Source organism: Salinispora mooreana (assembly GCF_000379065.1).
GTDB classification, from domain to species: Bacteria; Actinomycetota; Actinomycetes; order Mycobacteriales; family Micromonosporaceae; genus Micromonospora; species Micromonospora mooreana.
On record NZ_KB900614.1, the window covers coordinates 2,702,563 to 2,715,692 of the forward strand.

Annotated in this window: 9 protein-coding genes; 4 read left to right on the forward strand and 5 right to left on the reverse strand. The window is 69.9% G+C overall.

Translation table 11 applies throughout. The annotated features are described in order from the left end of the window. Positions 1 to 26: 26 nt before the first annotated feature. The 4 genes from SALPAC6_RS29690 to SALPAC6_RS0112760 all read left to right on the forward strand — a co-directional run bounded on the left by SALPAC6_RS29690 (position 27) and on the right by SALPAC6_RS0112760 (position 3,916). Positions 27 to 203 (forward strand): hypothetical protein, encoded by a 177-nt coding sequence (locus SALPAC6_RS29690; protein WP_018253798.1) that lies wholly within the window; start codon positions 27 to 29, stop codon positions 201 to 203. A 143-nt stretch (positions 204 to 346) separates the two neighbouring features. Continuing rightward, positions 347 to 865, forward strand: coding sequence for a hypothetical protein (locus tag SALPAC6_RS0112750; protein ID WP_018253799.1), 519 nt, complete (start codon positions 347 to 349; stop codon positions 863 to 865). Positions 866 to 1,082: 217 nt separating this feature from the next. Next, positions 1,083 to 1,910 carry a DUF72 domain-containing protein gene (locus SALPAC6_RS0112755; protein WP_018253800.1) on the forward strand — a complete coding sequence of 276 codons (828 nt, stop codon included), beginning with the start codon at positions 1,083 to 1,085 and terminating at the stop codon, positions 1,908 to 1,910. 236 nt (positions 1,911 to 2,146) lie between these two features. After that, positions 2,147 to 3,916: an RCC1 domain-containing protein gene (locus tag SALPAC6_RS0112760; RefSeq protein WP_026189621.1), complete on the forward strand. Its 1,770-nt coding sequence runs from the start codon at positions 2,147 to 2,149 to the stop codon at positions 3,914 to 3,916. Between the two features lie 71 nt (positions 3,917 to 3,987). Here the strand turns inward: SALPAC6_RS0112760 and SALPAC6_RS0112765 are convergent, their stop codons facing one another. The 5 genes from SALPAC6_RS0112765 to SALPAC6_RS0112785 form a co-directional block, all read right to left on the reverse strand. Next, complete coding sequence (locus tag SALPAC6_RS0112765) at positions 3,988 to 4,713, reverse strand: DUF7158 domain-containing protein (RefSeq protein ID WP_018253802.1); 726 nt, start codon at positions 4,711 to 4,713, stop codon at positions 3,988 to 3,990. Beyond that, positions 4,710 to 8,906, reverse strand: coding sequence for a glycoside hydrolase family 38 N-terminal domain-containing protein (locus SALPAC6_RS0112770; protein ID WP_018253803.1), 4,197 nt, complete (start codon positions 8,904 to 8,906; stop codon positions 4,710 to 4,712). Before SALPAC6_RS0112770 ends, SALPAC6_RS0112765 begins: the two co-directional genes overlap by 4 nt. Positions 8,907 to 9,085: 179 nt before the next feature. After that, positions 9,086 to 11,134 carry an endo-beta-N-acetylglucosaminidase gene (locus SALPAC6_RS25850; protein WP_018253805.1) on the reverse strand — a complete coding sequence of 683 codons (2,049 nt, stop codon included), beginning with the start codon at positions 11,132 to 11,134 and terminating at the stop codon, positions 9,086 to 9,088. 54 nt (positions 11,135 to 11,188) lie between these two features. Further along, entirely contained in the window at positions 11,189 to 12,103 is a 915-nt protein-coding gene (locus tag SALPAC6_RS0112780; protein ID WP_018253806.1) for a carbohydrate ABC transporter permease, read from the reverse strand. 2 nt (positions 12,104 to 12,105) lie between these two features. Further along, positions 12,106 to 12,978: a carbohydrate ABC transporter permease gene (locus SALPAC6_RS0112785; RefSeq protein ID WP_018253807.1), complete on the reverse strand. Its 873-nt coding sequence runs from the start codon at positions 12,976 to 12,978 to the stop codon at positions 12,106 to 12,108. Positions 12,979 to 13,130: the final 152 nt, after the last annotated feature.

The following is a 13,130-nucleotide window of genomic DNA, read 5'->3' on the forward strand; positions in this document are numbered from 1 at the left end:
ACACCATTCCCTGGCACGCTGGGGCCATGCCGAACCAGCCGCAGAACCGCCGCCACCACGACTCCAGGGCACTCTGGCCCACCGCCTGGATTGCCGCGGAGCGCCTACCGGCCCAACCACCACACCGCGGCACCCGCGCCTCGCCGCTGCTCACCTGGGTTGAGCTGAACCGCCGGCCCACCGGCGACCCCAACGCCCACTGACCAACCGTCGGCCCGCCGGGGCGGCACCGGGGATCAACACCACCGCCCCGCACCGACCGGCGAGCCGACGCCGGCATTCGCACACCTGTCGGGTAACGTCTGCTGGTCCTCCAGACCGGCCTACGACAGGAGAAGTTCCGCGCATGGGCAAGAAGACGATCCGCGTCTCCGACTTCAGCGGCCGGGTGCTCCAGCCCGACGACGAGACCACCCGGGTGGTCGTCCTGGAGCATCCGGACCTGGTGGCCGGGCCCGTACAGTTGGACGCCACCCCGGCCGAGGTGGAGAACATCGACGACGCGGCCCTGGATGTCGCGATCGTGGAGATCCACGACAGCCACGGTGGGGGCGAGCCACGCCGGGTCGTCCTGACCGCCAGCGAGTTCGACGCGATGGCCACCGACACACCGATGGCGCAGCTACTGCGGACCGCCGAGCGGGTTCGCCCGCCGAAGACCCGCCGCGCCGCCGAGAAGGTCGACTACGGCACCATCGAGCACGCGGGCCGGCCGCACCGGGGCCGGGTCACCGAGGAGGAGGCCCGGCTCGTACGGGAGCGGCTGGACGAGGTCAACAAGCGCCTCGCCGACTCCGGCGTACGCCAGATCGACCCGACTGATCCGGAGCACGCCGCCCGGTACGGCTTCCCCACCCAGGACTGACCCAGCTCGTTTCCGGCGGGTGGGGTCGGGGCGACGAGCGTCGCCCCGACCCCACCGCCCGGGGACCTCCCCGCTCCAGCCCGACCGCCCCGCCTCGACCGCCCGTTTGGCGCGGTGACCGGCGCTGGTACGCCGACCGCGTGGGGCCGGCGGGGCTGGGTCAGCTGTCGGCGTTTCGGCGAAGGGATACCGTGTGCGGCTCCAGGTGGGATGCGCGATGTGGACGCACAAGGCGTGGCAGGGACGCTTGGTGGCCCACCCGCTACCGGCACCCGAACGCCTGCGGCACTACGCCGGGTGGTGCACGGCGGTGGAGGGAAACACCACCTTCTACGCGACCCCCTCCCGGGAGACGGTGTCCGTCTGGGCTCAGCAGACCGACCCGGCATTCGGGTTCGTGCTCAAGCTCCCCCGGGTTGTCACGCATGAGCGCCGCCTCGGTGCGGTGGACGAACCCCTGCGTGCCTTCCTCGACGCGATCGAACCCCTGGGCCCCCGGGCGCAGGCCCTCTGGATCCAGCTACCGGGTTCCTTCGCTCCGGGCGACGTGGCCGCCCTCGCCCGCTTCCTGCGGCGCCTTCCCCCGACCCACCGGTACGCGGTCGAGGTGCGCCACCCCGCGTTCTTCGTCGACGCCAGCGCGGCCCAGCTGCTGGTCCGGACGCTGGCCGCCACCGACACCGAGTGGATCCCCTTCGACACCACCACGTTCTTCGCCCGCCCCCCGACCAGCGACGCGGAGCGGGATGCCTGGACGAAGAAGCCACGGATGCCGCTCCGCTCGGCGGCGCTGACCGACCGGCCGATCGTCCGTTATCTTGGCCGCGACGATCCCGACCAGACCAGTGCGGGCTGGCAGCGCTGGGTCGACACCGTCGTCGGCTGGCTCCGCGAGGGCCGCTCGCCCACCTTCTTCGTCCACACTCCCGACAACGCCGACGCCCCGGTGTTCGCCCGCCGTTTCCACGACGAGGTACGCGCCCGCGTCCCCGCGCTCGCGCCGCTGCCCCGACCGGCTCCGGTGCAGCCGTTGACGCTCTTCTGAGCGCCGCTGCTGCTCAGCACAGCCGCTCCTGAACGCCGCTGTTGCCGGCTACCGCCACCGGCGCTGACCCAGGTCGCGGACGTCCCGTCAATCGTCCTTTTGCCCAGACCGACACCCTTAACGCCCGGCACGCGTTGATCCTGACGGTAGAGACATTTCTACCCGCACAGGGGTATAGGTGGCTAAAGGTGGCTGCTGCCCTATTAGCGGTCATTTGTCGGCTGGAGGTACGCACGATGCAGGGAATCGGTCAACGGCTCGGCCGAGGCGTTGGAGGGCAACAGACGAGACGCGCCGCCGCCGGATGGGTATCCCTCGCGCTGACCGTGACGGTCACGCAGGCGGTGGGCGTGTCGCCCGCATCCGCGCAGAACAAGCCACCGACGGCCGCAGCCGTGACGGACACCGCCCTGGCCTGGGGAGATAACAGGGAGGGCCAGGTGGGCGACGGGACCACCGACCAGAGGGACACGCCCGTCGAGGTCAGCCTGCCCGCGGGAACCCTGGTCACGGACATCGCCGGCGGTGGCTCTCACAGCCTGGCGTTGACCAACACCGGCAGCCTGCTCGCCTGGGGCAACAACTCCGCCGGTCAACTCGGCGACGGAACGCTAACCGACAGAGACACCCCAGTCTCGGTTGACCTGCCCACGGGAGTTGAGATCACCGCCATCGCCGCCGGCGACAGCCACAGCCTGGCGTTGGCCTCCAACGGCACCGTCTATGCCTGGGGCGACAACTCTCGGGGGCAGCTCGGGGACGGAACCTTCGACGACACCAGCACACCCGTTGTCGTCGGCCTGCCCACGAACACCACGGCCACCGCCGTCGCCGCCGGCTCCGCCCACAGCCTGTCCCTGACCTCCGACAACACCGCACTCGCCTGGGGCAGCAACAGCCAGGGGCAGCTCGGGGACGAGACCATCAACGACACCAACGAGCCGACCACCGTCGCCCTGCCGTCGGGAACCACGCTCACCGCGATCGCCGGCGGCGACGCCCACAGCCTGGCGATAACCACCGACAACACCGCCCTCGCCTGGGGCGACAACGAAGAGGGGCAGCTCGGGGACGGAACCTTCGACGACGCCCTCGCGCCGGTCAACGTCGCCCTGGCACCGGGCACCACGGTTACCGCCGTCGCCGCCGGCCTTATCCACAGTGTGGCGTTGCTGGGCAACGGCACCGCCGCCAGCTGGGGTAACAACGCCACGGGCCAGCTGGGCAACGGGAACAACATCACCAGCGGCACCCCGGTCGAGGTCGTCCTGCCCACCGCCACCACGCTGACCGCCATCGCCGCCAACAGCAGCAACCACACCGTGGCGATAACCAACACCGAAACCGCCCTCGCCTGGGGCGACAACACCTCCGGTCAACTCGGCGCGGTTCTCAGCAGCAGCGGCGGGGTCAGCATCGCCAGCAGCAGCAACACCCCCGTTGCGGTCAGCCTGCCCACCGGCACCACCGTGACCACCACCGCCGTCGGCGGCAACCACAGCCTGGCCCTGCCCACGCTCCAAGCGGCATCCACCACGGACCTGCAGGTGTCGCCGCAGGACCCGACCGCGGATCAGGACGTCACCCTCACCGCCACCGTCACCTGCAACCCCGGACCCGCGACCGGCGACATCACCTTCCGCAACAACAACACCGACCTCGCCACCGTGCCCCTGGACAGCAACAGCACCGCCACCTACACCACCCGGCTCCCGGTCGGTACCAACACCATCACCGCCCACTACACCAGCAGCACCACCCTCTGCCCCAACAGTGACTCCGATGCCGTCACCGTCACGGTCACCGAGCCGACCGACCCCACCGATCCCACCGACCCGACCGATCCCACCGACCCCACCGATCCCACCGACCCGACCGACCCAGACCTACCCATCACCGGGGCCAGCCTGCCCAGCCTGCTCGGCACCGCCACCCTGCTCATCCTCATCGGTGCCAGCTTCATCTTCCTCACCCGCCGAAGCCGGTCCAGCCACCACCAGAATTAGCAAGTAGCAAGCACAAAAGTCCGGCCGGGGCTGCTCGTCGCCGATAGCGACGAGCAGCCCCGGCCGGACCGTCAGTGCCGGTGGTAGTTGTCGGGCTGGTGCGGATCGCCCGGGTGTTCCAGCCCCGGCACCAGCCGAAGCCGATGCGCGCGAGCGTGGTCAAGCCACCGGACAAAAGCCACCCGACGTGCGGAGTCGTTGATCCGATCAGTCGGGTCACGAGCCGGATCGACCAACTCCCGACGGCCCCGAAGCACCACCGTCCACGAGTCGACGGTGACCGTCTCCCCCGGCGTGGTCGAGCGCAGCGCCTCCGCCAACGCCGCCGGCAACGAATCCGGGGTCGCTTCGAAGTCGCCATCCGCCGAGGAGAGCTGCCACACGACGCCGGCCGACCGCGCAGCGGTCGCCGCACGATAGGCAGCGACCTGCTCCGCTGGCGCGGTGACCTCCGCGGTCAGCTCCGCATACAGGGCCCGGACCGCGGCGCAGCCCTCGAACGCCGCGGCGGTGATGGATCCGAACTCGACAGCGGCCAGCTGATCCAGCCGAACCAGTGGGGCATCCGTCCCGTCGAGACCACGGGCCTCGGCCTCCGCGACGCAGAGCTGTTCGGTCAGGATCACCTGCGCCACCCAGCGGGTCAGCTGCCGGTCCTCCGCACTCCCGGGCACCGGCAGCGCGGAGGACCGCAGCCCGCCGCGCAGGGCGGCGAGCCGGCGGTCAAGTTCCGTACGGTCCAGTGGCCGTCCGTCGAGCCAGCCCAGCACCGACTCGTCGCGCTGCGCGGTGGTCATGGCTCCAGCACCAGTTCCACCGTCGGGGCGTACTGGCAACGGCCGAACCACATCACCTTCACCAGCGCCCAGAAGCGGCCCGGATCGGCGTCCCGCGGGGGAACGACGTCGAAGGTGATCGTGTCGGACTCGCCCGCGGGCAAGGCGACGCCGCGGATCGGCTCGGCGATGGCGTCCCAGGTGCCCCAGGGCGAGACGAGCTGCAGCTCAGCCCGGATCTCCCCCCGAGTGCGGTTGTGCAGAGACACGCCGATGGTCGCCCGCCCACCGGGGGCGACGGTGACCGAGGTGGTGGTGACGTCCACCGTGAGCCCGGTGTCACGTCCCGTCTCGGCCTTCGTGCCCTGCGCCGCGTCCCAGTCCTCCGGAATGTCCCCGGGCACCGGCAGCAGCGCGGGCAGCTCGCCGACCGCGACGGTGGTGACATCCTCGATGGTCTGCCCAAGGTGCTCGGTCCGCGCCGTGATGAAGTACAGCCCGGACTCCACCCCCTCCGGCGGCGTCACGGTGACGTCGAAGCGAAGCTGACCATCGGGGTCGAGCCGGTACGGGCGGCTGCCCAGCGAGGCAGTCCACCCCTGTGGGGCGAGGATGCTGACGGTCCCCTCGACGGCCGCGTCCCGCAGGTGCGAGGCGAGCACCACGGAGACCTCGACCGGCTCGCCGACGGTCCGCAGCAGCCCCGGGGAGACACCCACGGAAACCGGCAGGTAGCCCATCGGCGCCGGGCCCCGGTTGTGCAACCAGTACCGGGAGTGCACCGGCTGGGCGATCTCGACCTCGGGCCCGAGCGGTTCCTCGCTACGCGGGGCCGCTGCCGGTACGCCGACGACCGTGGTGACCTGCGAACCCGCCAACTCGATCGAGTCCGCGAGCGCCGCACCACGACGTTCCAACAGGTCAGCCTGGTGCTTGTCGGACAGGGCCAGCGCACCGGTCAGGGTCGCGGAGCGGCCGAGCCCGGTGGACTCGAGCAGCCGCAGACTGACCGCGTCCGCCGGGTCCGAGAACGCGGCGGCGCCGTGCGCGATCGGGTTGCCGGTCGGCTTGAGCGTGCCGATCAGCACCTCCCGGGCGGGTTCCACCCCCAGGTACGAGTGCGTCGCCGGCTTCGGACCCGAGTGGTTCTCGGCGACCCGACCGTACAGCGGGTGGTTGTACTCCTGGCCCTGCGCGGGCAGCGTGAGCGCCCGCCAGTCGCCGTCGCCACTGGTCACCGCGTAGGTGAACTCGTGGGTCCAGTGCTGTAGCTGGAACGACGCGCCGTCGGGCAGGGTCCGCTTCGGCGGGTCGATCCACACCCCGGACGGCCAGCCGGTGCACGAGCGCATCAGCGACAGGTGCAGCGCGCCGGTCGGGTCGATGGCGAAGCCGGGCAGCCCGTAGGTGAGCATCGCGACAGTGTGGTCGACCAGCAGCTCCGAGGTCGGCACCGTACCGGGGCAGCGTGCCTGGATCTGGGCGTCGGCGACATCCTCGGTGAGCGCGGCAACATCGGTGACCACGAGCGCCGGCAGCGCCCGCAGGTCCCGCAGGTCGGCGTTGGGCTGCCACACCTCGTGCAGCGGCTTCTCCGCCGGGATCCAGACCCGGCCGTGCTGCTCCAGCGCCTCGACATACTCCGGGCCCGCCCGCTCCAGCAGTTCCCGGGCGGCGTCGTTGGTCTGCGACCCCCCGATGACGATGCGGAAGTCGGGCAGGTTCGAGTCGACATCGAGCCAGCCGTACCGCGCCCAGTCGGCGCTGGCGGTGGTCACGGTGACACCGACCGCGGCCAGCGCGACGACCAGGTCGCGGGCGTCGGCCGCCTCGTCGAGCGTGGGCGTGACCACCTCGGCGACGCCGAGGGCCCGGTCACCCAGCGGGGAACCGGCGGCGTCGGAGAGCGAGACCCGCGCCGTGGAGCCGAGCCCGAACCAGGTGTTGGCCGGGTTGTCCAGCGTCCAGGGTGCCTCCGCGGCATCCACGTCCGGCAACGCGAACCCACGGCCGACCACCGCGGCGGCAACCTCGGAGACCGGCAGCGCGCCGGGCAGGTCGACCGGGAACCGGACCCGGACCAGCCGGTCAGCGCCGGCGAAGTCGACGATGCGGGTCCGGCAGTCCACGCGGCGCACACCGTGCCACAGCGTGATCGTCTGCTCGTAGCCGATCTCGTCCACGACGCCGGAGACCACCAGGCGGGAACCGATCGGGCTGGTCTCGACGCGGACCGTCGCACCCGCCGCCGCGCTCCCCACGACCGGGCCCTTCGGGATCAGGTGCCACGGGCCCTCGCCGAAGTCGGGGTGGGCCGGGTACTCCTCATAGATCCGCAGCTCGTTACCGAGGTGGTCGGCGCGGATCAGCTCCCGCTTCGAGATCTTGTCGTAGATGCTGTCGAGGCCGCCACCGCGCTCGGCGTCGGCGGTGACCCGGTAGTAGGCGTTCTCGATCGCGGCACCGTCGGCGGGCGTCCAGGCCGGCTCGGCGCTGGAGGCGCCCGGCAGCAGCCGCCAGGTCCGCCACCCCAGGGCGGGGACGTCGGCGGCGTGGAACCGCAGCGTTCCCCGGTCAACGACGGCCGGCACCTCGGCGCCGGTGTCGTCGATCACCCGGCCACCGTCGTGGCCCTCGGGAAGCCGTACCGACACCAGGTCGGAGCGGACGAAGGAGAGCGTGTTCGCGACGACGATCGGGGTCCCGTCACCGGTGGTGTCGACCGTCCCGACGAGCACGTCCAACGCCCGGTCCCGGACAGCGGCCGCCAGGTCGTACGCCTCCCGCCAGCCGGAGAGCAGGTCGATGTAGACCTGGTCGGACTCCGATCCGGTGATCGCGTCGTGGTGGGCACCGTAGGCGAGCTGCCGCCAGACCTTGTCGAGCGCGGCGTCGGGGTAGCGGCCGAGCCCTTCCAGCGCGGCCAGCGTCGCCAGCTTCTCCGCGTCCACGGCGGCAACCTCGCCGGCCCGCTGCGCCTGCTTGGTGTCGATGTAGGAGACGTCCTTGCCCGTGTAGATCGGGTTCATGTCCCGCGTCTGTGGGCTGGGCCGGCGTCCGGTCGCGGCCAGCTCCGCGCGGACGGCGTCGAGGAAGTCCCGCGGGTTACCGCAGACGAAGCGGGGCCAGACATACTTCTCGGCCCACGAACGGTGGATCTCGGTGACCCACTTGTTCGGCGGGGTGTAGTCGGTGCCGACCGGCAGCAGCAGGTTCTTCGTCGCGCCGACCGGCTTGAGGCGCTGGTACAGCTCGTAGACGGCCTTCTCGGCGCTGGCCAGGTCCGGGGAGGAGTCCATCCACCAGCCGGCCGAGTAGTGGTGCGGCATGAAGTGGGTGAGGACACCGAGCCCCGACGGCGAGATCCACTCGAACTCGCTCGGGAACTGCATCACCGTCGCGTCGTTCTTGGCCTCGCGGAAGTTCTTCTGGATCGGCCCCCACTGGTGGAACGGGCCGCGGGCCCAGGCCGAACCGGTCAGCCCGGCGTCGGCGAGGTAGCCCGGGAACTGCGGGTCGTGCCCGAAGACGTCCAGCTGCCAGGCCGTCTGCGGGTCACCGCCAAGGATGTCCCGCTGGTAGCCGACGCCGTAAATGATGTTACGGATCGTGGTCTCGGCGCCGGTGAGGTTGGTGTTCGGCTCGTTGTAGGTGCCACCGATCAGCTCGACCTGGCCGCGCTCGATCAGCAGGCGCAGGTCCGCCCGCCGCTCGGGATGCAGATCGAAGTACGGCTTCAGGTAGTCGATCTCGGCGAGGACGAAGGTGTACACCGGGTCGCGCAGGGCGAGGTCCATGTGCGCGTCCACCAGCGCGAAGCCGTTGCGCTCCCAGAGCGGCCGGGTGGTGGCGTCACCGGAGAGCAGCTCCCACGGCGAGGTGTACGCGGCCTGCGTGTTCCACCACACCGGGTCGTAGTGGAAGTGTGAGACGAGGAACATCGTCCAGCCCGGCTCGGCGACCTCGACCGTGGCTTCCGCGGTCGCGTCGCCGGCCGTGACGGTTACCGGCAGCTTTGCGCCGGGGGTTCGGTCGTCGATGTCCAGGGGGACCTCGACGACGCCCGTGCCGGTCGCGTTACCGGAGACACCGGGCCCGGTTACGGTGACCGGGCCGGCGGGACCGTCAAGTGTCACGCGGAGCACCTGACGCGGATTGTCCTCGGTACCGACGAACAGGTCGGTGGACTCGACGGCGGTAATCATGACCGACACGGGGTCATCCTTTCTGCTGGTACGCCCACCAGCGCGCACACGTCGCGCCGGTGGCAGGTGGGGAGGCTACTCGCCGCTGGCCACAGACTCGTGGGCGCAGGCGACGAGGTCGTCGTTCTGGGGCAGGGTGGTGACAACCAGCCGCACGTACCGGATGTTGACGCTCACTGGATGTGTCGTCATCTCGGCGGGTTCGCCGGCCGGTCGAGCGCCGGGTTGGTCGTGGTCGGCGCGGTGCCGGACCAGGTGACGGTGGTGGTCGCCGGGGTGGAGCGACCGTACTCGGTCGAGACCGCCTCGACCTCGATGGTCACGCTGGTCTCGGTGCCGACCCGGTCGAGCTGCGGCACGAAGTACGCGTCGTTCGGCGTGGCACCCAGAAGGGTACGGCTGCCGTCCGGGTTGCGACGGTACACCTCGTAGTGGTGCACCGTCCCCTGGGCCGGGGGGGTCCAGGCCAGCCGCAGCGTCTGCCGGCTCGCCGAGACGTCGGTGCTGCCCAGGACGGTCAGATCGGTCGGTGGGGCGACCTGGTCCACCATGCCGTCGTAGACGGCGAGCTGGCCGACCTTGATGTCGTAGGACGGGACCGCCTCGGCGGCCGATGCCCGCAACCCGATCTGGGCGATCGTCTTGCCGGCGTACTCGGACAGGTCCAGGACGCGGCGCTCCCAGCCAGTGCCGGAGGTCGAGCCCAGGTCAAGGGGGATGAAGGTGTCCGGGGCGTCGGTGAACGCCACCGCCGCGCTCAGGTGGGTGGCACCGGCCTGCGGGGTCTTGACGACCGCCGACAGCTTGGTGTCCTCGGCGACCATCAGCTTGGTCTGGTAGAGGCGCACGGTGTTCGTGGCGTCCAGCGTGCCGTTGAGGCGCAGCGTCGAACCGCCCTCGTAGGCGTCGGTGAAGTCCAGCGACGGCGTCAGTTTCGTGCCGGTCGAGGAGACGACCCACTGGTAGGTCGGCGGCACGTCCTGCAACGACAGGTTGTTCCAGCCGCCGCTGTGCACCTGCTCACCCAGGACGTGGTAAGCATCACCGTTTCCGGTATTGAAGCTGGTCACGAAGGGCTTCTGGGTCACCGGAGTGGACTCGGCGACGTAGGTGGCGAGCCCCTTCCAGGGCGAGGAGGTCGCGGTGTTCGAGGGGTCGCCGTTCGCACCGACCCAGTAGCGAGAATCACGCTCCCGGAAGTCGGCGGGCCCACTCGACGACTTCCAGGTCCACTCCGGGCGGTAGATGCCCAGGGAGGTGACGTGCGACTCGTCGGCCGGGAACAGGGCGTCCCAGTCGACGTTGGTGTGGTAGCCGTTGGCCTCGGTGTCGATGCCGGCGTGCAGGTCGTACTCGCTGCGCCGCAGCGACTGCGCGTGGTCCCGCGACTCCGCGAGCCGCTGGCTGTTGGACCACCAGAAGTTGAGGAACATCGAGTCGGCGACCGGCTTCCGGCCACTACCCAGGAACGCGTCGTTGGCGTCGGTGAGCGCGTTCTGCCAGGAGATGGGGCCGGATTCGGTCATCGCGTCGTACCACATGAACTCCAGGCCCTGCTTACGGCCGTGGGTCATGGCGTTGCGCATCTCGGTGGCGAGGGCGGCGTCGCCACCGGTCGTCTCCTGGTTGATGAACCAGCCCTCGAAGCCGTAGTACTCGGCCACCTCGGCGAGCTTGTCCACGACCGGATAGGTCGAGCCCGACTTGGTGACGAAGTCATGCACCCAGTCGATCTTCCCGCCGTAGGCGACCGGCGGGAAGAAGACGGTGCCGTACACCTTGACGCCGTTGCGGTGCGCGGCGTCGATCACCGTGGGGTTCGGCGCGAGGATCAGGCCCTCGACGGACGATCCACCCCAGAAGACCAGGGTGTCGATGTACTGCCAGTGACCGAAGGCGTAGTAGTTCTCGTCGAGCGAGCCCTGGGACGGGTTGTCCGACGTCGGGGCGAACGACACCAGCGACGCCACCTCGCCCTCGCCGGCCCGCGCGTTCGGGTTGGCCTTCAGCGCGGGGTCGGAGACCCGCTTCTGGAGCGGAACAGTCGCTCGGTTGAAGCGGGCGTCGGGGTCGGTCGCCGGGTCCCAGTCGAGGATCTCGTTCGGGAACCAGTACGAGGCGTACGGCTGACTGCCGTCCTGCGGGCTGGTGTTGGCTGCCGCGGTGGGGGCCGCGTTGAGGGTGCTGCCAGCCACGACTGTGGCACCAACCAGCAGGGACAGAAGCAGGCGTCGCATCCAGGATCACCTCCGATGGGGGTAGGGGGATGGGGGGTGGGTCGGGGCGGGGGATTACCCCTTGATCGCCCCCTCCTCGACGCCGCGGAAGAAGAACCGTTGCAGCGTCGCGAAGACAATGACGATCGGGATGAACGCGATCATCGTGCCGGCCGCGATAACCCGGGGGTTCGCGGTGAAGGCACCGCTGAGGTACTGCAGGCCGACGGTGAGGGTGTAGTTCTGCGGGTCGGTCAACACGATCAGCGGCCACAGGAAGTCATCCCAGGCGCCGATGAACGCGAAGATCGTGATGACGCTGAGCATGCCCCGCACGTTGGGGAGTCCGACGTGGATCAGCCGTTGCCAGGCTGACGCACCGTCGATCACCGCCGCCTCGTCCATCTCGTCGGGGATCGCCATGAACGCCGCGCGCATCAACAACACGTTCAGCATGGCGACGGTGGTGGGCAGCGCCACACCGATCAACGTGTCGGCCAGACCGAGGCTGCGAACCGTCACGTACTGCGAGATGATCGTCACCTCGCCGGGCAGCACCAGGGTGCCGAGCACCAGCGCGAGGAACAGCGTCCGACCCCGGAAGTGCAGCTTGGCGAGGGCGAACCCGGCCAGGGTGGCGCCCACGGCGTTACCGGTGACCGTCATCGCCGCCACGATCAGCGAGTTCTTGGCGTACGACAGGACGGGGATCGTCTCGGCCACCCGCAGGTAGTTGTCAAACGTCGGATCGGAGGGAATGAACTGCGGCGTCGAGGTGTAGATGTTCTCGCCGGCGCCTTTCAGGGAGGTGGACAGCTGCCACACGAACGGCCCGACGGTCACCACCAGCGCCAGCAGCAGCAGCGCGTACCGGAGCAGCTTCTCGCGCCGCCCCATGGTGCCGAAGCCCGAGCCCCGACGCCGTCGCTTCGGCGCGGGGGCCGGCGTCTTCGCCGGAGCGCCGGCGGGAGGGGTGGTGAGCTGCGTCATGGCTAGGCCGCCTTCCGGTTCAGGCGCAGGAGGAGAAGCATCGGGCCGACAGTGATCACGAACAACAACAGGCTGAGCGCCGAGGCGTAGCCGAGGTGTCCGGTGAAGCCCCGGCTGTACATCTGGATGAGCATGACCAGGGACATGGTCCGCCCGCCGGGCCCGCCGGTGCCGTTGGTGAGGACGAACAACTCGGTGAAGACCCGCAGCGCGGAGACGGTGACCAGGACGCTGACCAGCAACATCGTGGTGCGCACCCCGGGCACGGTGACCGACCAGAACCGACGGATCGGACCGGCGCCGTCAACCGCAGCCGCCTCGTGTAGCTGGCGCGAGACGTTCCCCAAGGCCGACAAGTAGATGATCATGTAGTAACCCAGCCCCTTCCACACGGTGAGGCTGATCGCGCTGAACAGCAGCAACCAGCGCCCGCTGAGGAAGGGCAGCGGTTCGGTGAGGAAGCCGAGCTGTTGGGCCAGCCCGTTGACCAGGCCGCGGTCCTCCAGCAACCAGGTCCAGATCAGCGCCACGACCACCGCGGAGGCGATCACCGGGGTGTAGAAGGCCGTGCGAAAGAACGTGATGCCCGGCAGCTTCTTCTCCAACAGCACCGCGAGCAGCAGCGGCAGGAAGAGCAACAGGGGTAAACAGACCAACATATAGACGATGCTGTTCACCAGCGCGTAGACGAGTTGCTCGTCGTTGAGCATGCGCTCGAAGTTGGCCACTCCAGTGAAGCTTCCACCGCCGAGTGGCTTGGCGTTGGTGAACGCGAGGACCACGGTGTTGATCGCTGGCCAGAGGTTGAACACCAGCAGCCAGACGAGGGCAGGCCCGAGCAACAGCCAGGGGGTGAACCAACGCTGAGTTTTCATTACGTCCCGCTTTGCTTTTCCGGTGGGTGGCGTGGCGATGCGGTAAGTCGCGCAACGACAGGTGACGGCGGGGCCGGCGCCGGGGCAGGGGCAGGGGCGGCGCCGGTGCTCGGCCGGCCGGGTTCCGGTCCGGCCGAGCACCGCTGGTCAGC

What these genes read in the sequence shown, in the direction of transcription:
- SALPAC6_RS29690 (WP_018253798.1), top strand. Translation starts at nt 27, where the DNA reads ATGCCGAACCAGCCGCAGAACCGCCGCCACCACGACTCCAGGGCACTC.
- SALPAC6_RS0112750 (WP_018253799.1), top strand. Translation starts at nt 347, where the DNA reads ATGGGCAAGAAGACGATCCGCGTCTCCGACTTCAGCGGCCGGGTGCTC.
- SALPAC6_RS0112755 (WP_018253800.1), top strand. Translation starts at nt 1,083, where the DNA reads ATGTGGACGCACAAGGCGTGGCAGGGACGCTTGGTGGCCCACCCGCTA.
- SALPAC6_RS0112760 (WP_026189621.1), top strand. Translation starts at nt 2,147, where the DNA reads ATGCAGGGAATCGGTCAACGGCTCGGCCGAGGCGTTGGAGGGCAACAG.
- SALPAC6_RS0112765 (WP_018253802.1), bottom strand. Translation starts at nt 4,713, where the DNA reads ATGACCACCGCGCAGCGCGACGAGTCGGTGCTGGGCTGGCTCGACGGA.
- SALPAC6_RS25850 (WP_018253805.1), bottom strand. Translation starts at nt 11,134, where the DNA reads ATGCGACGCCTGCTTCTGTCCCTGCTGGTTGGTGCCACAGTCGTGGCT.
- SALPAC6_RS0112780 (WP_018253806.1), bottom strand. Translation starts at nt 12,103, where the DNA reads ATGACGCAGCTCACCACCCCTCCCGCCGGCGCTCCGGCGAAGACGCCG.
- SALPAC6_RS0112785 (WP_018253807.1), bottom strand. Translation starts at nt 12,978, where the DNA reads ATGAAAACTCAGCGTTGGTTCACCCCCTGGCTGTTGCTCGGGCCTGCC.